Here is an 18,588-nt window from a genome sequence, read left to right as displayed (position 1 = left end):
CTGGACCCTGAAGGGCGTTCAGTGCTGCCGCCCGGCGCGTGGGGTAACAACGGGGTAACTCCCGGTGGTCCGGTAGGCTGCGGAGGATTGGGACCAAGGCTACGACGAACGCTGGGCTTGGGCAGTCATCTCTGTTATCTGGCTTTTCAGAGGGGATCGCACCGCGTCCTACGAAAGCATATCCGTTGAAGCGCCTGTTGGCGCGACACAGGCGCACGCAGTGCGTCCAGCCGGCGCTATCCAACTTAGTAAGTCCTGGATCGCCATGCTCCTGGTGACCATGGCCGCAGCGACGATCCTCGTCCTAATGTTGATGCCAAGGCTGTATCGGTCGGACGCCAGCGTTTCCGTCGAATGGTTGACGACGCAGGCTCACGTGCCGGCCGAGATCACGGCGGACATACTAAGGCAGCGCCTTGCTCATCAGGTCGAGGCGGGCGACGATCGTATCACTGTAGCTCCTGAACCCGGAACATCGCTGTTCGTGGTCTCGCTCGACGATCGGGATCGCTACGTGTCGGGAACCAGACTCGGCAAGGTTCTCGACGGAGTTGCGGACAATCCGGCGTCGAGAATGCGGCGTGGCGCGCTCGCGAACGACCTTGCGGCAGCCGACAGGGAGGTTGGCGAGTTTTCCAGCGCTCTCGCGCTCGTGCGCGCGACGATCAACACCGCTCAGGTGCCGACGCCGCCGGTTTTGGGCCAGGGCACTCAAGCCGAAGCGCAACAGGAGCTCACGGACGCGATCGGTCTCGAGACCGCGTCGAAGGCGAATGTTGCCACCCTTGCCGGCGCGCGCGATGCCGCGCGGCAGGATCTCGAGGCGCTCGAGGAACGATATGGGCCGCTGCATCCCGTGATCGCGGAAGACCGCGCCAGGCTCGACGCCGCGTCCACCGCGTTGACGGCGGCGACGTCCGACCTTGCGACCGTCCGTGCTCACGTCCGCAAGGCCAAGGCGCGCTTGCACCGCGCTCGTGACGCCGTGCCTCCCGCGACGGCGACGCCAGGCAATCCGCAGGTGACGTTGCTGATCGCCAAACTCAAAGCCGCGATCGCGGCCGCGCAAGCGCGTCGCGTGGCCTTGTTCGATCAGATGAAGGCGCTGGCGCCGCCCTTCCCCTACGTCGTGCGGGTCGAACGTGCCGTGACGCCGCAACGACACGGCAGACCGTCGACGCCACTCATCCTCTTGATCGCCCTCGCCGCTACATCCGCCGCGACGGGCCTTCTCCTGTTCGTGCACGAGATGCAGGCGAAGGGATTCCGGTCCGTCCGCGCGATAGAGGCGGCGTTCGGAACGAAGGTGGTGGCGCTGGTGCCCGAGACGGGCGGCGGGCGCCGATCGGGATCGAGCGACCCGGCCGATCTGATCCTCGGCGATGGTGGCTCGCTGCTCCTGTCCTCCTTGCGAGACGCGCTCTCGTCGCTGTCGTTGCGCCCGAACGGCGGGCTCACCGTCGCAATCTGTTCGGCGATCCCGGCCGAGGGCAAGACGACGACGGCCCTGTGCCTCGCCCGGGCCTCGGCCTTGTCCGGCGTGAGGACCGTCGTCGTTGATTGCGACGGCCGGCGGGCGATCCTCAGCAAGTCGCTCCCCGGCCGTTCGACCGCAGGTCTCGTTCAGGTCCTCGACGATCAATCCAGCCTATCGGATGCCATTGAGCAGGATGTCTCAGGCTCGCATTTCCTGCGCCATAGCGCCGATACGTCGTTCCGCGACCTGTCCGATGCCAAGCTGATGGCGCCGGTTCTGGCCGAGCTTGCCGCACGCTTTGAGCTGGTGCTGCTCGACACCGCGCCCGTGCTCGGACTGGCGGAAACGCGAATCCTGGCGTCGCTCACCGATCGCGTGCTGTTCGTCCTGCGCTGGCGAGTTACGCCGCGAGGCGCGAGCCGCCGGGCGCTGACGACACTGTCCTACGCAAACGCCGACATCGCCGGAATCATCGCGACGCGCGTCGTTCGCGCCCGTCCGCTGTTCAGCAAGTGGACCGAGCGGTAGTATGCGAGCGCCGCCCAGGATCGCACGGCACGAACGTATCTACGCGATCGGTGACGTCCATGGCTGCCTTGACCTTCTCGTCACGTTGCTGACGCGGATCCGCGCAGATGCCGAACGTAGGCCCGCCCAGCGGACGCGGATCCTGTTCATCGGCGATCTCATCGATCGAGGCCCATGCTCACGCGAGGTCGTTGAATGGCTGCACGACAACACCGGTCGCGACGGTGACGTGATCGTGCTCCGCGGCAACCACGAGCAGATGATGATCCAGGCGCTGGATGGGGACGAGCCTTCGTTCGAGGCTTGGCTACGCTTCGGCGGCGAGCAGACCTTGCGGAGTTGGGGCTTTCAGGACAACGATTTTGCCCTGGAACTGGCGGACATAGTCGCCGCCGCGCGGCGCGCGGTTCCGCCAAGCGTCACCGCATGGCTGGCGGCGCTGCCATTCTCCTACAGGTCGGGCGACTTCTACTTCGTGCACGCCGGCATACGGCCCGGCACGTCATTGGCGCGCCAGCATCCCGACGACTTGCTCTGGATCGGCGAAGAGTTTCTCTCGGCCGAGGTCGAGCATGAGGCGGTGATCGTTCATGGCCACAGCGTGCGCGAGCATGGCCCGGAGATGCTGCGCCACCGCATCAACCTGGATACGGGCGCGTACCGGACGGGTCGCCTAACCGCGGTTGGCTTCGAGGGAAGCCGCCAGTGGTCGATAAGCGCGACTTCCGAGCGTGGGGTGGACGTCCCAGCGCCGTTGGAGACTGAGCCTTGCTGAGGGGGCATCAGGCGCCCCCGCCATATCGCGAGGTACTGGATCGGCAACTCGCCGGCATCCTCGGCGCATCCACGGCCATACGCATCCGTCGACGTCGCCGAACCGGCCTCATCATCGCGTTGCCATTGGCGCTAGCGATCGGCGCTGGTACACTGGGCGTCCTGCAAAGCGAGGGCTTTCTCGGCGCGCGTAGTCGAGTCGCGAAGCGGGTGGTGCTTGAGCCGCTCGGGACGCCGAGCGACAAGCCACGAACAGTTCGCGTGTCCGAAGCGGCGTACCAGGAAACAACGCCGCATCCTTCCAGCGCCGGCAGGCACCGGCCGCTCGGCGGCACGAACAAGGGACGTGCCGCCCGGCGCTCATCCCACAGCAGTCCCGAGGGTCGCTTCGCCGATCGCCGATCGTCTGAATTAACGACCCAATCGACACCATCAACGCGATCCGCCGCGAACGGCTTGGGAGAGAAGGATGCTGCGCCCGAACGAAAGGAAGGCGTGGCCATCAAGGCTGCGCGTCTCGATGCGAAGGATGCGCTGCAAACGCTCCGCTTGCATTGAACGGCCGCATCGTTTCGGAAAGCGGCTCCGCGAAGGCGGTCGATACGCGTGGGCGCTGCCATTTGCATTAGCCGGGATCGCTGCACCAGCCTCGGCGCAGGCCGAGGAGGCGTCGGACGCGCTGCCAAGCGCACTGTCGGTGACCGCTGGCGCGTCGATCTGGAGCGGACATTTCGGAGCGCCCACCAACACACAGATCGTCTCGGTGGTGTTCGGCGCGCGTTACCAGATCGGCGGATTGCGGCTCGTCGCGTACATCCCGCGAATGCGGATAAGGAGCGACGGCACGTTCTTCGCGGGCCTGGGTGGGACACCGCTGTTCGTCGCGCCGAAAGTCGGCATGACCGATCGTGTCAGAAGTGGCTTCGGCGACCTCACAGTGGGCGCGTCCTATCTTCTCCCGCACGGTGAGGCGCGCGGCTTCGACGTCGACCTGTCGGTGCGGGCCAAGGTGCCGACCGCGTCAAACGCCAGCCAGCTTTCCACGGGCAAGGCCGACTATTCGGTCGGCGTTGACCTGACGAAGACGATAGGACGATTCACACCAACCGTATCCACCGTCTACAGGATTTTTGGCGATAACAGGCAATGGCAATTTCGCAACGGCTTCGACGTCACCGCCGGTACGGGCTACACGATCGGATCGCGTTGTTCGCTTGTGCTGAACTACGAATATGTTCGGGCCGCGAGCCGGTTTATTCGTGATGCCCACGAGGTCGTGCTCGGCGCATCCGCTCCGCTTGCCGATGATCGTTTGCGGCTCACGACGTACATCTCAAAAGGTCTGTCAAATGGCGCTGCCGCGGTCTCGGGAGGCGCGTCGCTTTCGCTAAAGCTGTGATAAGAGTAAGCAGCGGTGATCCGACCTGGTCTGAAGACTATCGATTCTTGCAGGCTCGTCTCGTCCGCTGACTCGCACCACTCCGTCGGGGCCGCGGCGAGCACCGTCGCCCGCTCTGAAAGAGCACGCGGATCTCGTACCAGACGCCGCCGGACGCTATGAACGCGATCGTAGGCTCGTCGTTCTCCAACGTGCGCACGTGCACCGGCGCCCAACGGCGCGCGACACTGTCGATCCTGCTCCAAGCCAATCGCTGCCTCCGACTCCGCACGTTCAGAGACGCCCGCGCCGCCTGACGTCAGGTGCGTCGGCGCTTCTCAGCCTGCCTCTGGTTCGGCATCCCCGCGGAGGGAGCGGCGCCCGGCGCAGGCGCGGAGGCGGCCGCCTCATCCGCCGCGGCAGTGTCCGCCGCGGCGACTTGCGTCTCGTCGATCGCCGGCGGTGGCTGGTAGGCGCCGCTCGTCATGTTGAACGCGACGAGCTTGCTGACGATCGGATCCCCGCCCGTCAGCCGGTAAACGAAGCCATTGCCGTCGGCGGCGGCTTGAGCGGTGTAGCCGATGTCGGCTCGCAGATGGCGCTCGCCCGCGAACCCGCGCTCCGCACCCGGCGGGATCTCCAGAACGAGGCGGCCTTGGCACCGCGTCACGTCCAGCGCGGCGTCCCACCCGGTGACGACCGGCTCCTCCATCCTCGCGACGGAGTAGTCGGCCAGCGTGTCGAGGTTCGCGCGATTACCGGCGCGCTCGCCTATCGCCCGATCGAAGATGAGTCCCTTGAGCTTATCTTAGGCGGTCGGCGACGCGCAGGCAGCCTTCTGCCACTTCGTGTTCCCCTCCACCTTCGCAACCTCACGCGGGTCGCTCTGCTTCGGCTTGCCGCATGCGCCGAGTGCGAGGGTTAGGGCGAGTAAGAAGCTGCCCGCTGTTCTGCGGGCCGACGTTGCGCCGATGGTCAGAGCGTCCTCCACTTAGTTGTTGGGCGCAGTGCCCGGCTTGCCGAGCTACAGGCGATCCGCGCCTTCGGGCTCGCACCACTCGGTGGGCACGGCGGCCAGGAGCATGGACGCGCTCTGAACTAGAGCGCCGCCCTCGTACCAGGCGCCGTCCGGCGCGAGGAACGCGACGATGGGCTCGCCAGCTTCCAACGTGCGCACCAGCACCGGCCGCCCGACGGGCGGCGCTACGCTGTCGATCCTATCCCAAGCCAAGGCTTCTCCGACTTCACACATTCATTCGTCCAGCTTCAACGCGGAAGGGCCGAGATTGACGCCGTGCCGTTGCAGCGTTCATGCTGGCTACTTCAGCACTCGGGTTCGCAGCTCCCACTTGCACCGCTCGCCCATGCCGGGGATCGTGATTGCGGTGGCTATGCCTGCGCCGTCCGTGGCCGAGCAGGGCTGTGCCGGGAGGTGGATGTCTCGGCCGCACCACGCGCAGTAGCTTCTGCCCTGACCGCTCGATGCCGTCCGCTGCGCGGCGCCAACCGTCGTAGTCTCTCGGCGCTTTGCTGGCGAGCCTCCTCGTCGCTCCAGCGACCTACCGATTCGGTCGGTAGCGACGTCGAGCCGCCGTCGCAGGACGTTCATCAACGATGCATCGGTCGAGCGGCTACATCACTCCCGTCGGCCTTTCGCCGAGCTAGGAGAAGCAATATGAGGATGCTCGCCCTTACCGCTCTCGTGACCGTCGCCGGCTCCTCAGTCGCCGTCGCGCAGACTGATCCCGCAGCGCCGACAGCGCCCGCGGTCGCCGCCACTCACACGACGAGCGTCCATACCCACACGGTGACGCATCACGACGGCAAGCGACATCCTAAGGTGACGAAGGTGGTGCACCGCTCGACGGCCGCGACGCCAAACGGGGCAGCCGTGAAGACGACGACGGCAACGTCCACCACGACGCCGCAGTAAGCGCGAGCAGCGAGCGTCGGCGGAAGCTCCGACGCTCGCCGTTGCTTCAGAACAGCTTGTTGAACAGCTCGGCCGAGCTGTCCAGCAGCCGCCGAAGCATCTGGTTGGCGTAGAACATGTCAGGGCCTGCCTGCACCGGCAGCACGACGACGGTGTAGTCGGGCGCCGCCTTGTCGAGCGTGAACGTCACCAGCCCCACGCCGTGGATGCTGCACAGCGCCTTGAGGCGGCTTAGATCGTCCTCGCTCGTCGTTCGCGGCACGACGATGTAGCTCTTGTGTGAGAACAGGCGGTACGCCACCGCCTGACCGAACGCGACGACTGGTTGGCCCGGATCGATCTTGATCTCGGCCGAGACGATCTGCGGCTCGAACTTCAGGATATCCTGCGCTCGCGGCTTGAGCACGCCGATCACGTCCGGCGTGCCCCACTTCCCCTTCAGGATGCTGCCGCCGAGCGCGACGGCGACGTTGACCTCCTCGGCGACGTCCGACAGCCACTCGGCGAAGCTGCCGTAGAAGTCGGCTTCTAGGAGCGTCACCTTGGCGTGCGAGGGCGTCTCGACGATCAGCGGCTCGTTCGCCACGGCCTCGTCCTGCGCGATGGCTGCGCTCGCCTGGGCGTCCTGATACTTTGTAAGCTGGTAGGTGCCGCGCGCCACCTTGGCGATGTCGTCGCTGGTCGTGAGCAGCGTCTGTAGCGCGCCGTGAATGCTGTTCTGCGGCGTCTCGGGATCGGCGGCGTGGATGGCGTTAAGCATCTCTCCCCAGCGGATGCCGCCGGGCGTCGCCTCCAGCAGCTCCAGAGCGCGGGCCTGTATCTGCTTCCTGTTGAGCTTCGCCACGCAGCCCCTCCCATGTGTGGGATCGCACGTCGCTCGTCGGGATGTCCAGCCGTCCGCCGTCACTTGCCAACTTCACGTGCCGACACCTAAGGTTCGGCCGCCTCCTCGTGAAAGCCGAGGGGGTGGGGCGTCGAAACCTCTCTCAGGAGTCAGCCGGTCGCAGCTCACGCTGGGGCCGGGTGGCATGCGCGCATGTCCAGCCGGCAACGGTAAAGGCGCATGCGCCTGTGGACTCCTGCGGGTTTCGAACATCCGGCTTCGGCCGCCGCCCCGAGATGGACTAGGGGCGGCGCCGGCTGGTGCCAGCGTCGCCGAGAGGGAGGCGACGGGGTGAGAAGCAACATCGGTACTCGTATCGCGGCGGCTGCGCTGCTGGCGGCAAGCGTCGCTGGCGCAGCGGTCGCGCAGCTGGCGCACCGCGAGGTCGGCCAGAAACCCGAGGCGGGCGTAGATAGCGTTGTGACGATCGGCTCGCCGCTGCTTAAGCGGTACAACATGATCGTCGTGCCCGGCGTCATCCTGGAGCGGGACGTGGACGTCGACCTCGGCATGCAGGGCGACGTGCGGATCAGCGCGGGCTCGCCGATGAAGGCGGAGACGGACACGCCGAAGAAGCTGCGCGTCTGCACGGTGGCGAAGGACACCTACACCAACATGATGAACCAGACGGGTGGCGCCTGCCTCACCGATCGGGATCGCGACGGCACCTTCGACAGCGTGTCCGCGCAGTCCATCATGGGCACAACCAAGCTGCTCAAGGAGCCGGTGCCCTACACCGTGACGGGCGTGCCGGAGGGCTTCGGCGAGAACAACCATCAGGCGGTGCTGATCTATCAGGGAGCGAGCGCCGGCACGCTGCGGCTGAGCTACCGCGAGTTCTCCAACGACATGGCGCGGCCCGCCTTTACGGAGGACCTCAGCTTCCCGATCACCGGCACGTACCCGCAGACGGTCACCTGGCGCGACACGAAGATCACGTTGCTCGGGCTTGGCGGTGACGGGCTCCGGTATCGCGTCGAGGCGGCGGCGAAATGACGAGCGGGTCTGCCACGCACCAGCGCGCCTCTCGACGCTCAGCCGCACCTAGGAGGGAAGTCCTTTGATCATCTTTATCACGCTGGTCGTGAGCGTCATCTGCGCGATAGCCGCAGAGGAGGTCGCTAGGACACGCGGACGCAGTGCTCTGGGATATGGCTCGGCGGCGAGCCGATGCTGGTGACGATGATCGGGCGGATGACGCTGATCTCTGTATAGCCGGTGTTCGTGTACAGCGTGCGGGCGCCGGAGCCGCCGCCGGTGGAGAGGCGGCACAGCGCGTCTGCCGCCTCTGCGGAGAAGCTCGACACGTTGTCGAAGTAGGGCACGTGGACCCCCAGCGCGCCGATCTGGAGATCCTGCTCCTTGGCGGTGAACGCCATGCGCGCGCCCTTGAACTGGCGCGGCGGATCGACGAGGCTGACGGTCTTGTCGTTGAGCGTGCTCTTGCCCGAGCCCTGCTCGCCGTCGGTCAGCAGAATGCTGTACGAGCCGCTGACGTTGAAGGTGCCGACGAGGAAGCCGAGCAGGCGCAGCAGGTCGTCGGAAGACAGGTTGAAGTGGCGCTCGAAGTCAGCGAGTGTACCGCCCGGCGTGGGATCGGGAAGCTCGCCGCGCGTGCCGCGTACGAAGCGGACGGGGGCGGCCGGCACCACGCGCCACCCGTCGCCGTCCACCTCCGCCGCCGCGCCGTCGGCCCGTCCGAGATCGACGTACACGCGTCCGTCGTGCTCGCCGACACGAAGCGCGGCGACATGCTCGACGCCGCCCTCCGTCGCCTTATGGCCGAGCAGCTGGACGGCGAGGGTCAGCTGATCCTTGGTGAGCACCTTGTTCGGAACGTCGTCGTGGAAGCGCTGCTGGAGCACCGCGGCGTACGCCTCGCTAGCCACCGGCGCGTGGCGCGCCATTTCGCGAGTGTCCGGCAGCGTGGCCAGATAGGTGACGTGCGGCTTGCCGTCCTGATCCGTCCACAGCTCGTCGCCGGCCTCGATCGTAAGGTCGACGACGTGCGCGCCGGCGTCGGTACCCCTCGGCAGCTTGCCCGATGAGCCAGCCTCATCACCGCCAGCGTCGTCGTCAGCCTTCCGCTTGCGGCGCGGCGGCTTCCATCCCGCCTCCTTGGCGAGCGCGATGTAGGTGGCGATGGTGAGCGGCGCCCCCTCGGCGCGCGGCTTGCAGGCGTCCCACTGCTTGCGGCACTTCTCCTCGGACGTGAAGCCTTCCGCCGCTTCGGAGAAGGCGAGCCAGGGCGCGAAGCCCGCCTCGCCGAAGCTGTTCTTGAAGGCGAGGCACACCCTCAGCCACTCACCATAGCCGTCGATGGACAGCTCCTCGTTATCGAGGAGATACTGAACGGCCGCGATGCCGACGGCGAGGTCGCCCTCCCCCTCGCTCATGGCCGGCCGAGGCTTCGCTTCACCGGGCGAAGAGATCGTCTTGCGCGGACGCGACGCGGCGAACGTCTCGAAGGGCACCGCCTCCGCCAGCAGCGCGATGAGAAGCGGATGAGCGCCGTCAGCCACGCTGTTCGTCCGGTACGGCGTCGGCGACGTCCCACTTCCGCGGAAAGTAGGCGGGCATCTTTACCACGCGAACGGATGCGGCGGCGACGTCTGCCAGCAGCGGCCCGAGCTTGTCGGCGGCGCTGAGCCCGTCCTCGTCGTTGTCGGGCCAGATAGTGACGTCCCGCCCAGCGAGGGGGCGGAGATCGGCGTTGGCGACGCCCTGCGCGCCACCGAGCCAGGTCGTGACAACATGATCGGGGAACAGAGCGGTTCCGGCCTCGGCTGCCTTCTCGCCCTCAACCATCAGCACAGGGGCGTCAAGCCGCGCGGCGAGATGGTGGAGGTTGTATATAGGACGAGGGGCTTCGAGCGCCTTGATCTCGGCGAAAGGGTTCATTCCAAGCGCGCGCGACGAGCGGACGGGCAGCACCTTCTTGCCCTGCTCGGGATGATCCATCCGCAAGGCGCCCGCGATGCGCCGGCCTTCCTCGTCGAAGTAGAAGTCGAGACGGGAGAACGCCCACCCCTCGCAAACTAGCTGGTGGAGCATGTGTTTCGCACCCGGAGTGCTCGTCTGCTGTATGAGGTCGGGGTGCCACTTGTCGGGAATAGGAACGATCGCGCCTCCTTCCACTCGGTTTAGTCCCAGCCCGAGCGCCACGCGCTCGGCGATGGTAGGAGCGGAGGCGAAGGGATAAGCCACGGCAAGTACCCGTAAAAGGCCGAGCGCCGAGAGCTAAGCTCCCGGCGCCGACAGGGACAAGAATGCTTTCGATCCGGTATTACGCCGCCTTCTTGCTGGGGTTGGCGGCCCACGCCTCGAAGTCCGCGACGGAGTAGAGGACACGCGAGCCGACCTTCTCGGGCGCGATCAGCTTGCCCTCTCGCGACCAGCGATCGACGGTGCTGCGGTGAACGCCGAGAAAACCCGCGATCTCGTCGGGCGAATAGAACATTCTCCCGGAAATAGGAATGTCACGCACGTAAACCTCCTTGCTTACGCAACAGCATTAAAGCGTTGCGCGGTAATGGACCATGCTTTGCTTAACTGGAGCCTGAGCATTGAAGCGATTTGGAACTTCCTGCCTTCGGCTCCCTTACCTAGTCTTTCTTAGTCCCCGGGGACGTTCCGCTTCAGTCGACCCGAAGGTCGACACGTCGCCGCTTCCGCTTGGAGTGAGAACGCAGTAGCCAATACTACGCTCTCCCTGCGCCGAGCACCTTCGAACCTTCCCGCTTGGCACCGGAAGACAGCGCTCGCCGCAGGCCTTCGCCCATCTGCGACAGGCGGTGCTTAGAGGGCGCGAAACTCCGAGCGCCAGCGAGGACGCTTAAGTTTCCACTGAACTTAAGCAGGCTCTCATGAGCGGACGTGACGGAACACGTTGTCGAAGTCAGAAAGCTTCGGTGAGCGGTTGCTTGCTTTCAGGACGGCGGCGTACTCGTTCATGGCATGACGGAGCGCCCCATGTTTTGCCGTAACCTGGAAGACTTTCGCTGTTCCCTCAACTAGCTTGGCCGCTGCCGATCCGGCAGCTAGATCTCGATCGCCTCGTCGAGCAAACTTCCTCTTAGGCGCGTCGCCAGAGGACCAAGTGTTGGTAAGTGGCAAACCTTGCTCATGCCGATAGAACATCACTGCCCGTACGAGCCACCACGCGGGACTGCCGTCGAACAGGAGCGTAGATCGAGACTCAGTGTTTGCCGACAGGAAGCGCAGGTTGGCCAACGCTTCTGTTATGAGAGGAGCGGCGCTTTCGACGAACAATCTATCGCGTGTTTTTAGACCTGCCAGGGCATGCCGAAGTGGATCGGTTTCGATGACTTCATAAGCCGACATAGCTCGATCATCAGCGCCTACCCTACGAATCTGCTCGTCGAGCTCCTGCGCTGCCGTGAGTAGAGCGCGGATATGTTCCTCGAGCTTAAAGGACGAGGTTCCGACGCGAGCGGCTGCCTCGTCCTCATCGGTTGGAGGTCCATACGTTCGGTCGAAGAGATCGTTGGTGGTAATCCCAAGCGCGATCTCAACCAACTCGATCAGCCGATCGACATTCGGGCCGACAACGTCTGGCGACAGGAGGCTTAACTCGGCGTGGATGCGGTCGCGTTCTTCGGGGCTGAGCGGAACGGCTACGTGCGCGGCGCCGTCATCTCCAGCAGCCTCGTCTCCCATCGCGCCAACGCCTCCCGCTTCTCGGCCAGGTACTCGTGCCGATTGTAGATGCGATCCACCTTGCCGTCTTCATGGTTCAGCACCTTGCGAGCCACGTCGCGGGGAACGCCCAGCTCGGCGAGCTTGCTCCTGACGGTGCGGCGGATGTCGTGGATGCGCCAGTCCGTGACGCCGGAGAGCCGATCGACCTCGCGCTTCACCTTCACGAAGTTGCTGCTCGCCGAGTCGCCGCCGGTGGTGGTGAACACGAAAGCGCGTTCGCCGAAGCAGGGAAGGCTGTCGATCGTCGCCCGGGCTGTGGCGGTGAGGGGCACGGCGTGGGCTCGGTCCTTCTTCACCTTCTCGCGAGGCAGCATCCAGACGTCGCCCTGTAGCTCGTGCCACTCGATCGTGGCGACCTCGCTCCGGCGCTGGCCCGTCAGGAAGAACATGCGATACATCTGGCCGTACGGGGACATGAGGCTGAACGACGCTCGCCAGATCGCCACGATCTCCGAGTCGGTCAGCACGCGATCACGCTCGCGGGTACGGGCGGGAGGCCGGATGCGCTCGAAGGGGTTGGCCGGGACCACGTCGCGATCGGCCGCCCCAGTTGAACAGCATCTTGATGTGCCGGAGCAGGTTGACGGCGGCCTGCGGCTTGCCCTCGGCCATGACCCGATCGATCAAATCCACGATTTCAATCTTGCGAATCTCACCGACCGGCCGGGCGAGCAGGTGAGCCAGCCGCGACGGGTACCGCTTGGAGCCGAGCAGCGACGCCCGGATGTTCTTCCAGGATCGCGCGTTGGGCTTGAGGTGGCGCTCGACGTAGGCGTCGATCAGTTCCTGCAGCGTCGTCGTCGCGGCGGGCGGCCGCGGATGGCCGGACGCCGTGTTGTCGGCGTCCCGGAGCGAGGCGAGGGCGGCGTCGCGCGCCTCGCTCAGCGTGACGCGAGGGTACTTGCCGATGGTCTCCCGCCGCAGCGCGCCGCGTACGCGAACCAGTGCCGAGAAGGTCTTGGTGCCCTTCGCGGAGACGCGGAGATGGAGGCCGGGGCAGAGCGAGTCGACGAACTCGTGCCGCCCGGCGTCGGGCACCATGCTCGACCCCTGAAGCCACTTGTCGGTGAAGCGATGCACGGCCAACGTCTGCGCCCTCCAGAAAGAGGGCTGCTCAATAGGCCCAGATTTCCGCGGGCCGCAACAGGCCAGAAACGTGCGCATGCGTGCCCAGCGTCCGGCAAATCGCCTCTTACGGGCGCATGCGTCAGTTCAAATATGGCGACCTCAACCTCGTGACCCCAACCTTGTTGCTCGCGGGGTAACGCTGGGGTAACAGCGAACCGAGTATTGCCGCTCTGCCATGCTCACGCAGGCGGAGCGCAATGGCTTGATCATAGAGGGTTAGTATACGCAATCTCACGCATGCATCAGCGTTATGTTAAGTTGCCAAGGTTGGGGTCGAGGGTTCGAATCCCTTCGCCCGCTCCAGACTTTCCGCAGCGCAGGCCGCGATTTAGCAGCCTTATTCGAATCCTCGCTGCTTCTTCCTCGGTGCGCGGGATAACAGTGGGGTAGCTCCAAGGGGTTCGTAGGCTAGATGGACAGGTTTCGTCGTTACGCGACATCTGACCCGGCTTGCAGGATGTACGATCTCACGCCAATTGCCGCCCAAGCGCATCCCGTAGTCTCGTACGGATGTGGACGGCCGAGGACAGCTTTCATCCCAAGTCACAAGCTTTCGCGTCCGGGGCCGGGCGAGGCGGACCATGCCGCCGAGCGTCTTGACGACGACGGTCGCCGGCTGGGCAGGGGGCTGGCGCCGTTCCGGAGAGCGTCCAACGCGCGTGCCATGATCGAGCTTGCGCTCACGGCGGGACCGCTCTTCGCCTTGTGGCTCGCGGCTGCGATGCTCGTGCGAGCGGGCTTTTGGCCGAGCCTGCTTCTGACCATCCCGGCCGGCGCCTTCCTGCTCCGCTTGTTCCTGATCCAGCATGACTGCGGTCACGGCTCCTTCTTTCGCAACCGAGGGGTGAACACCTGGGCCGGCAGGTTGCTCGGCGTGTTCACGCTCACGCCTTATGACGACTGGCGGCACAGCCATGCGCTCCATCACGCCGGGACGGGGAACCTCGACCGCCGTGGCTTCGGCGACATCGATACGCTGACGCTCGAGGAATATCGTTCGCGGTCGGCGGGGCGGCGATGCCTTTATCGACTGTACCGCAACCCGGTGGTCCTGTTCGGCATCGGCCCGGCCTTCCAGTTCCTCGTCAGGCATCGCGTGCCGGCCGCCGCCGCGCGCCGTGGCTGGCGGCCCTGGCTGGGCGTCATGGCCAATAACTGCGCCGTCGTCGCGCTGTTCGGCGGGTTGATCCTCTCCGTCGGGCTGGTGCCGTTCCTCGCCGTGCAGCTACCCGTCACGTTGGTCGCGGCCACGGCGGGGATCTGGCTGTTCTACGTCCAGCACCAGTTTCCGGGCACGACGTGGCGGCGCGCTGATCGCTGGAGCTACCGCGAGGCGGCGCTCCACGGCAGCTCCTTCTACGATCTGCCGCCCGTCGCGCGCTGGTTTACGGCCAATATAGGCATCCACCATGTCCATCACCTGTGCAGCACGATCCCCTTCTATCGGCTGAACAGGGTGCTGCGCGCCTTCCCCGAACTGACCAGCCTCGGGAGGCTCGGGATAGGCGAGAGCTTCGGCACGGTGCGGCTGACGCTCTGGGACGAGGCGAACGAACGCATGATCTCCTTCAGGGACGCCCGCGCGATCTAAGACAGGTAGGTCGTCCAGCGTTGCAGCGGCTGAAGCCCTCCATCTCCGGCGATGCGGCTGCTCCTTCGCGTGAGCTCTCACCGAGTTCGACGCGACGGCGCGCCTGGTCCCGCTCAGCTCATGCCACGCGGGCTCGAAACTCCTACTTGCACCGCTCGCCCAAGCTCGGGCTGGTAATGGCGAGAGCCATGCCTGCGCTGCCGGCCGTTGAGCAGGGCTGTGCCGGTCGGTGTATGTCTCGCCCACACCACGCGCAATAGCTGGCACCGCTCCTTGCGGGCGCCGTCGTCCCGGGCAGATCAACCCTGCTTCCGTCACCGCAGGCCTCGTTGTCGATGCGATCCTCCGTCCGGTAGCCCGCGAGCGAGCCTCGTCCGGTGATGGCGCACGGCAATGAAGAATCTCACCCTCCGGGCTTGGCATTGCCCTTCATGGAGGGATTGGCCGCGCTCACCTTCGCAGGCGCTTCCTTCTTGGGCTTCCGAGCTTCCTTGTTGCTCTTCTTCTGTCCTTTGGCCATCTCATCGTCCTCGGAGTAGGGCAGCTCGAGCGACAGCGTGCATAGCCTTTTCCGTTCAGGCTGAGGCCGAGCCGCGATCCGGAATCTCGTTAGCGTCCTCGGCAAGCCTGTTCAAAGCACGCGACGTGTCGGTGTTCTCGCTGCGGGTTGCGAGGGCGCCCCACGCATCGGCCGCGCGCTGACAGCGGTCTCGAACGTTTAGGAGTATCGCGGCGTCGGCGGCCGACTGCTGTTGCACAGCTTGTGCGCGGTAGAATTGCGAAGGCGACATCAGGGCTCCTGCACGTGAGGAAGAACGGCGGAGGTTCGGAAACCTCCGCCGAAGGCTGCCCTCAAGCGGCCTGAAGGTTCACCGCCGAGGTCTTCCCGCGACGATCTGTCTCCATCTCATAGGACACGCGCTGGTCCTTATCGAGCGAGTGCATCCCTGCGCGCTCCACGGCGCTGATATGAACGAAGGCATCGGCGCTCCCATCTTCGGGCGCGATGAAGCCATAGCCCTTGTCGGCATTGAAGAATTTGACGGTTCCGGTGATCATATGGACATCCTTTGTCCGTGTATGACGGGCATGCGCCGAACAGGCACATCCCGGCTTCTTGAGGCTAGTAAAGGACAAAGGGGAGCCGAGGCGGCCCGATATCCGTCGCGTGCGACGTCAGCAACGATAGTTATAAACAATCTAAGCCGAAAAGATAGCCTAGTATTTCAAGGCTCTTCGATGAAACCTGCGGGCAGTAGCGTCGGCCACCGCTAGGCACGACGCGAGTTGCTGACATTCATCGACGATCCAGCTCCGGCCCATCTACATGTCCTTTGCCGGACCATGGAGAAGCGATAGGAGGGTGCTCGCGCTAATGGCTCTCGTGATTGTCGCCCGGCGTAAGGCTCATGGCCGGGGGGGGGGGCGACGGCGTCGGGCGGGCGGAGCTGATAGCCGCGATGGCGACTACCGACATCCGGCACGGCAAGGCTCGGCCTGACGAAAAGGGCTGGTGCCAGGGCTACGTGGCGGGCGCCGTGTGCAACGGCTTCCTCTCGCTGGCGGACGCGAAGCCGCCAGCCGAACCTGTCGTCAACGCCACCTAACGGGAGCGCGCGCCATGCAGATCGTCACCTACCTTTGCGTCCCAACGCTAGGCAAGGCACGAGCGCCCTAGGGCTGGAGGCGTAGCGCGCCGCAGCAGCGCCTACGTCGCGGCAGCCGGTGACCTGCTCTCCTGAACTCCTCCAATTTGAGCTAGAGTCCGCCTTTGTGAGGGGACGGATCTGAAGAAGACCAGGTTCAGCGAGGAGCAGATCATCGCGGTTCTGCGCGAGCAGGAGGCCGGGATGCGAGCGCCGACGTGTGCCGTAAGCACGGCATTAGCAGCGCGTTACCGCGGGGGCCGAACCAGCGTCGGAGCCTCGACCTCGTCAGCGACACGCTGATCAGCGGCCGGCGCATTCGCATCCTGGCGGTGGTCGACGCCGATGCTGCCAGGCGGGTGTGCAACACCGCCCCGAGAGGCACCATACCAACCCCGAATTCCAGTCATGACTGCTAGAGCCTTTGGAAGCACGTCAGCGGCAGGGAACGCTCGCGCGCGGCGCATCGGGTGATCGGCAGTAGTCGCCGCTCGGCCATCGACAATGGTTCAAAACGGTTAGGACGTCATGAGCGCCGAGCCGCTCATGGACCCTCGCGCGGCGCTTCTCGCCTGCCGCTGGGCAGGTCCTAGAGCGCGTAAGGAGCCGCCACCAACTTTTTCTCAAAGGTCGGATCAGCAGATAGATGGTGCCCAGGGACGGGGTCGAACCGCCGACACTGCGATTTTCAGTCGCATGCTCTACCAACTGAGCTACCTGGGCACGATAGCGTCGGAGGCGGGCTCCTAGAGCGGGCGGGCGGGGCTGTCTAGGCCCTGGGCGTAGTCCCGCCCCTCAACTCTCTTCGTCGCGGTCGGTGGGCGTGCCGGGGATGGCGTAGCCCTCGCCCAGCCAGCGCAGCAGGTCGCGATCGCGGCAGCCTTGCGAGCAGAAGGGCGCATCGGCGTCGGATGCGAAGGCCCCGCACACCGGGCAGGCGCTACGCCGGCGGGATCTGGCCGAGGAGCTCGACATAGGCGGTGGATATGGCTGTGCCGGGATCGGGTCGCAAGGCGACCGCGCCCCCGGCGCGCGCCGCGAGTTCCTCGGTCCACTCGGCTCGCGCCGCGATCCGGGCGATCACCGCCGGCGCCGCTACGAGACGGCGCGGGCCATGCCCGGTGCCACCGCGGCGCAGCAGCTCCAGCGCGGCGGTGAGCACCGGGTCTGCGCGGACGAGTTCGGGAATGGAGGCACGCGGGCGCGGGCGGACGATCTGGACGAAGCCGAAGCCGTTGACGGCGGTCCGCTCGAACGGCGGCGGCAGTGTCGCGTCGATCGCATCGGCGGCGGCGCGACGCGCCTGCGCGGGCGCGGTCGGCAGGTCGATGCCGATCGAGCCGCCGATCGCCAGCCGGCGGATCGCCGCAGCGGCGGCGCGCGCACCGGCGACTGCGAGCTCGCCCGGCGGTCCGGCGCCGTCGACGTCGAACAGCGCCATGGCCGGCGTCGGCGACAGGCGCAGCGCGCCGCCGGGAAAGTCGATCTCGCCCGACGCCGCCTCCTCGACCAGCGCGGACCAGCCGGCGCGCTCCAGCCGCTCGCCCTCGTGGCCGCCCAGCCTGCGGACGGGAAAGCCCGTCAGCCGATCGGCTAGGCGCGGAGCCGCACGTTCCGGCCTATCGGTTGCGCGGACGCGCGCCGGCTTGGCGCGCCCCGGTTCGGGGATCGCCTCCCGCACCACTTCGACGAGCAGCTCGCCACCTTGCGAGACGCCGGCGGGCACCGCCTCTACGATGGCGTCCCCCGCCGACATCGCCACCCACGCGCCGCCGCCGACTTTCTCGCCCAGCCGGCACGCGACGACGGCACCGACGCGCAGCCGGCCGTCGAGCCTGTCGATCGCCGCCTCGATGATCTCGCCCCCGTCGAGGAGCGCGGCGCGATGCTCGCCGACGCCCTCGTCGAGCAGCCACTCAGCCAAGCGGCAGCCCCGCCGCGATCAGCAACGTGCGCGTCTCGTAGAGAGGCAGGCCGACGACGCCGGAGTGGCTGCCGGCGAGGTGACGCACGAAGCCCTCGGCCGCGCCCTGGATGGCGTAGCCTCCCGCCTTGCCGCGCCACTCCCCGCCGGCGACGTAGCCGTCGCGCTCGGCCGCCGTCAGCCGCTTAAAGGCGACGATGCTGGTCGCATCGCGCCGGCGTGCGCGACCGTCCGCATCGACGAGGACGAGCGCCGAGTGGACCCGGTGGCGCCGTCCGGACAGCAGCTCCAGGCAGGCGCGCGCGGTCGCCTCGTCCTCCGCCTTGCGCAGGATGCGGCGGCCGCAGGCGACCACGGTGTCGCAGGCGAGCACCAACGCGCCGGAATGACGCGCGGCGACGGTTGCGGCCTTGGCGGCGGCGAGGCGGCGGGCATGGGGCAGCGGCAGCTCGCCGGCGAGCGGCGTCTCGTCCACCTCGGCGGGATCGATCGCGTGCGGCACGACGCCGAGTCTCGCCAGCAGGTCGAGCCGGCGCGGCGAGGCGGAGGCCAGCACCAGCCGCGGGCGCGCCGCGTCCGCGCTCACGGCAAGCGGTCGCCGGCG

The 18,588-nt window shown here is 66.4% G+C and carries 21 protein-coding genes, 1 tRNA gene and 1 pseudogene; 9 read left to right on the top strand and 14 right to left on the bottom strand.

Going from position 1 to position 18,588, the window contains the following annotated elements; genetic code table 11:
* Nucleotides 1-220 precede the first annotated feature (220 nt).
* From ACOFKX_RS09935 to ACOFKX_RS09920, 4 genes are read left to right on the top strand one after another with little or no spacing between them, the layout of a single operon-like run.
* Nucleotides 221-2,005, top strand: a complete 1,785-nt coding sequence (locus ACOFKX_RS09935; RefSeq protein WP_419826825.1) for an AAA family ATPase — start codon at nucleotides 221-223, stop codon at nucleotides 2,003-2,005.
* A gap of 1 nt (nucleotide 2,006) precedes the next feature.
* Complete coding sequence (locus ACOFKX_RS09930) at nucleotides 2,007-2,780, top strand: metallophosphoesterase family protein (protein WP_419826824.1); 774 nt, start codon at nucleotides 2,007-2,009, stop codon at nucleotides 2,778-2,780.
* Entirely contained in the window at nucleotides 2,774-3,337 is a 564-nt protein-coding gene (locus ACOFKX_RS09925; protein WP_419826823.1) for a hypothetical protein, read from the top strand. Before ACOFKX_RS09930 ends, ACOFKX_RS09925 begins: the two co-directional genes overlap by 7 nt.
* Nucleotides 3,249-4,178, top strand: a complete 930-nt coding sequence (locus ACOFKX_RS09920; protein ID WP_419826822.1) for a transporter — start codon at nucleotides 3,249-3,251, stop codon at nucleotides 4,176-4,178. Before ACOFKX_RS09925 ends, ACOFKX_RS09920 begins: the two co-directional genes overlap by 89 nt.
* Before the next feature lie 298 nt (nucleotides 4,179-4,476).
* On the opposite strand, the gene ACOFKX_RS09915 is transcribed toward ACOFKX_RS09920, so the two are convergent.
* Nucleotides 4,477-4,869, bottom strand: a complete 393-nt coding sequence (locus ACOFKX_RS09915; protein ID WP_419826821.1) for a hypothetical protein — start codon at nucleotides 4,867-4,869, stop codon at nucleotides 4,477-4,479.
* A gap of 312 nt (nucleotides 4,870-5,181) precedes the next feature.
* A complete protein-coding gene (locus ACOFKX_RS09910) occupies nucleotides 5,182-5,388 on the bottom strand; it encodes a hypothetical protein (protein WP_419826820.1) in 207 nt (68 codons plus the stop codon).
* Between the two features lie 444 nt (nucleotides 5,389-5,832).
* On the opposite strand from ACOFKX_RS09910, the gene ACOFKX_RS09905 reads away from it, so the two are divergent.
* A complete protein-coding gene (locus ACOFKX_RS09905; RefSeq protein ID WP_419826819.1) occupies nucleotides 5,833-6,090 on the top strand; it encodes a hypothetical protein in 258 nt (85 codons plus the stop codon).
* 46 nt (nucleotides 6,091-6,136) lie between these two features.
* On the opposite strand, the gene ACOFKX_RS09900 is transcribed toward ACOFKX_RS09905, so the two are convergent.
* A complete protein-coding gene (locus tag ACOFKX_RS09900) occupies nucleotides 6,137-6,934 on the bottom strand; it encodes a hypothetical protein (RefSeq protein ID WP_419826818.1) in 798 nt (265 codons plus the stop codon).
* 330 nt (nucleotides 6,935-7,264) lie between these two features.
* Here ACOFKX_RS09900 and ACOFKX_RS09895 point away from each other — a divergent pair, with 330 nt between their 5' ends.
* Nucleotides 7,265-7,969 carry a hypothetical protein gene (locus ACOFKX_RS09895; protein WP_419826817.1) on the top strand — a complete coding sequence of 235 codons (705 nt, stop codon included), beginning with the start codon at nucleotides 7,265-7,267 and terminating at the stop codon, nucleotides 7,967-7,969.
* Between the two features lie 125 nt (nucleotides 7,970-8,094).
* Here the strand turns inward: ACOFKX_RS09895 and ACOFKX_RS09890 are convergent, their stop codons facing one another.
* The 6 genes from ACOFKX_RS09890 to ACOFKX_RS09865 all read right to left on the bottom strand — a co-directional run bounded on the left by ACOFKX_RS09890 (nucleotide 8,095) and on the right by ACOFKX_RS09865 (nucleotide 12,775).
* Nucleotides 8,095-9,495, bottom strand: a complete 1,401-nt coding sequence (locus ACOFKX_RS09890) for a PriCT-2 domain-containing protein (protein ID WP_419826816.1) — start codon at nucleotides 9,493-9,495, stop codon at nucleotides 8,095-8,097.
* Entirely contained in the window at nucleotides 9,488-10,180 is a 693-nt protein-coding gene (locus ACOFKX_RS09885; protein WP_419826815.1) for a DUF6371 domain-containing protein, read from the bottom strand. The genes ACOFKX_RS09890 and ACOFKX_RS09885 overlap by 8 nt, the downstream gene beginning before the upstream one ends.
* Nucleotides 10,181-10,259: 79 nt before the next feature.
* Complete coding sequence (locus ACOFKX_RS09880) at nucleotides 10,260-10,460, bottom strand: helix-turn-helix domain-containing protein (RefSeq protein WP_419826814.1); 201 nt, start codon at nucleotides 10,458-10,460, stop codon at nucleotides 10,260-10,262.
* 377 nt (nucleotides 10,461-10,837) lie between these two features.
* A complete protein-coding gene (locus ACOFKX_RS09875; RefSeq protein WP_419826813.1) occupies nucleotides 10,838-11,653 on the bottom strand; it encodes a hypothetical protein in 816 nt (271 codons plus the stop codon).
* Nucleotides 11,611-12,162 carry a site-specific integrase gene (locus ACOFKX_RS09870; protein ID WP_419826812.1) on the bottom strand — a complete coding sequence of 184 codons (552 nt, stop codon included), beginning with the start codon at nucleotides 12,160-12,162 and terminating at the stop codon, nucleotides 11,611-11,613. Before ACOFKX_RS09870 ends, ACOFKX_RS09875 begins: the two co-directional genes overlap by 43 nt.
* A gap of 4 nt (nucleotides 12,163-12,166) precedes the next feature.
* Entirely contained in the window at nucleotides 12,167-12,775 is a 609-nt protein-coding gene (locus tag ACOFKX_RS09865) for an Arm DNA-binding domain-containing protein (protein WP_419827401.1), read from the bottom strand.
* Between the two features lie 712 nt (nucleotides 12,776-13,487).
* Here ACOFKX_RS09865 and ACOFKX_RS09860 point away from each other — a divergent pair.
* Complete coding sequence (locus tag ACOFKX_RS09860) at nucleotides 13,488-14,414, top strand: fatty acid desaturase (RefSeq protein WP_419826811.1); 927 nt, start codon at nucleotides 13,488-13,490, stop codon at nucleotides 14,412-14,414.
* An 852-nt stretch (nucleotides 14,415-15,266) separates the two neighbouring features.
* On the opposite strand, the gene ACOFKX_RS09855 is transcribed toward ACOFKX_RS09860, so the two are convergent.
* Nucleotides 15,267-15,473 (bottom strand): cold-shock protein, encoded by a 207-nt coding sequence (locus tag ACOFKX_RS09855; RefSeq protein ID WP_419826810.1) that lies wholly within the window; start codon nucleotides 15,471-15,473, stop codon nucleotides 15,267-15,269.
* A 350-nt stretch (nucleotides 15,474-15,823) separates the two neighbouring features.
* Here ACOFKX_RS09855 and ACOFKX_RS09850 point away from each other — a divergent pair, with 350 nt between their 5' ends.
* Nucleotides 15,824-16,021, top strand: coding sequence for a hypothetical protein (locus tag ACOFKX_RS09850; protein WP_419826809.1), 198 nt, complete (start codon nucleotides 15,824-15,826; stop codon nucleotides 16,019-16,021).
* Nucleotides 16,022-16,201: 180 nt separating this feature from the next.
* Nucleotides 16,202-16,308, top strand: a pseudogene (locus ACOFKX_RS09845) (transposase); the annotation flags it as partial.
* Between the two features lie 399 nt (nucleotides 16,309-16,707).
* Here the strand turns inward: ACOFKX_RS09845 and ACOFKX_RS09840 are convergent.
* The 4 genes from ACOFKX_RS09840 to ACOFKX_RS09825 form a co-directional block, all read right to left on the bottom strand.
* Nucleotides 16,708-16,783: transfer RNA gene (locus ACOFKX_RS09840), tRNA-Phe, on the bottom strand.
* A 72-nt stretch (nucleotides 16,784-16,855) separates the two neighbouring features.
* A complete protein-coding gene (locus tag ACOFKX_RS09835) occupies nucleotides 16,856-17,035 on the bottom strand; it encodes a DNA gyrase inhibitor YacG (RefSeq protein WP_419826808.1) in 180 nt (59 codons plus the stop codon).
* Nucleotides 17,001-17,984, bottom strand: a complete 984-nt coding sequence (locus ACOFKX_RS09830; protein ID WP_419826807.1) for a ribonuclease — start codon at nucleotides 17,982-17,984, stop codon at nucleotides 17,001-17,003. Before ACOFKX_RS09830 ends, ACOFKX_RS09835 begins: the two co-directional genes overlap by 35 nt.
* Complete coding sequence (locus ACOFKX_RS09825) at nucleotides 17,977-18,570, bottom strand: Maf family protein (protein WP_419826806.1); 594 nt, start codon at nucleotides 18,568-18,570, stop codon at nucleotides 17,977-17,979. Before ACOFKX_RS09825 ends, ACOFKX_RS09830 begins: the two co-directional genes overlap by 8 nt.
* Nucleotides 18,571-18,588 lie beyond the last annotated feature (18 nt).

Source organism: Sphingomonas sp. (genome assembly GCF_965200105.1).
Lineage (GTDB): Bacteria > Pseudomonadota > Alphaproteobacteria > Sphingomonadales > Sphingomonadaceae > Solisphingomonas.
Note: the sequence above shows the minus strand (reverse complement) of the source record. Positions and strands in the feature narration are given on the sequence as shown.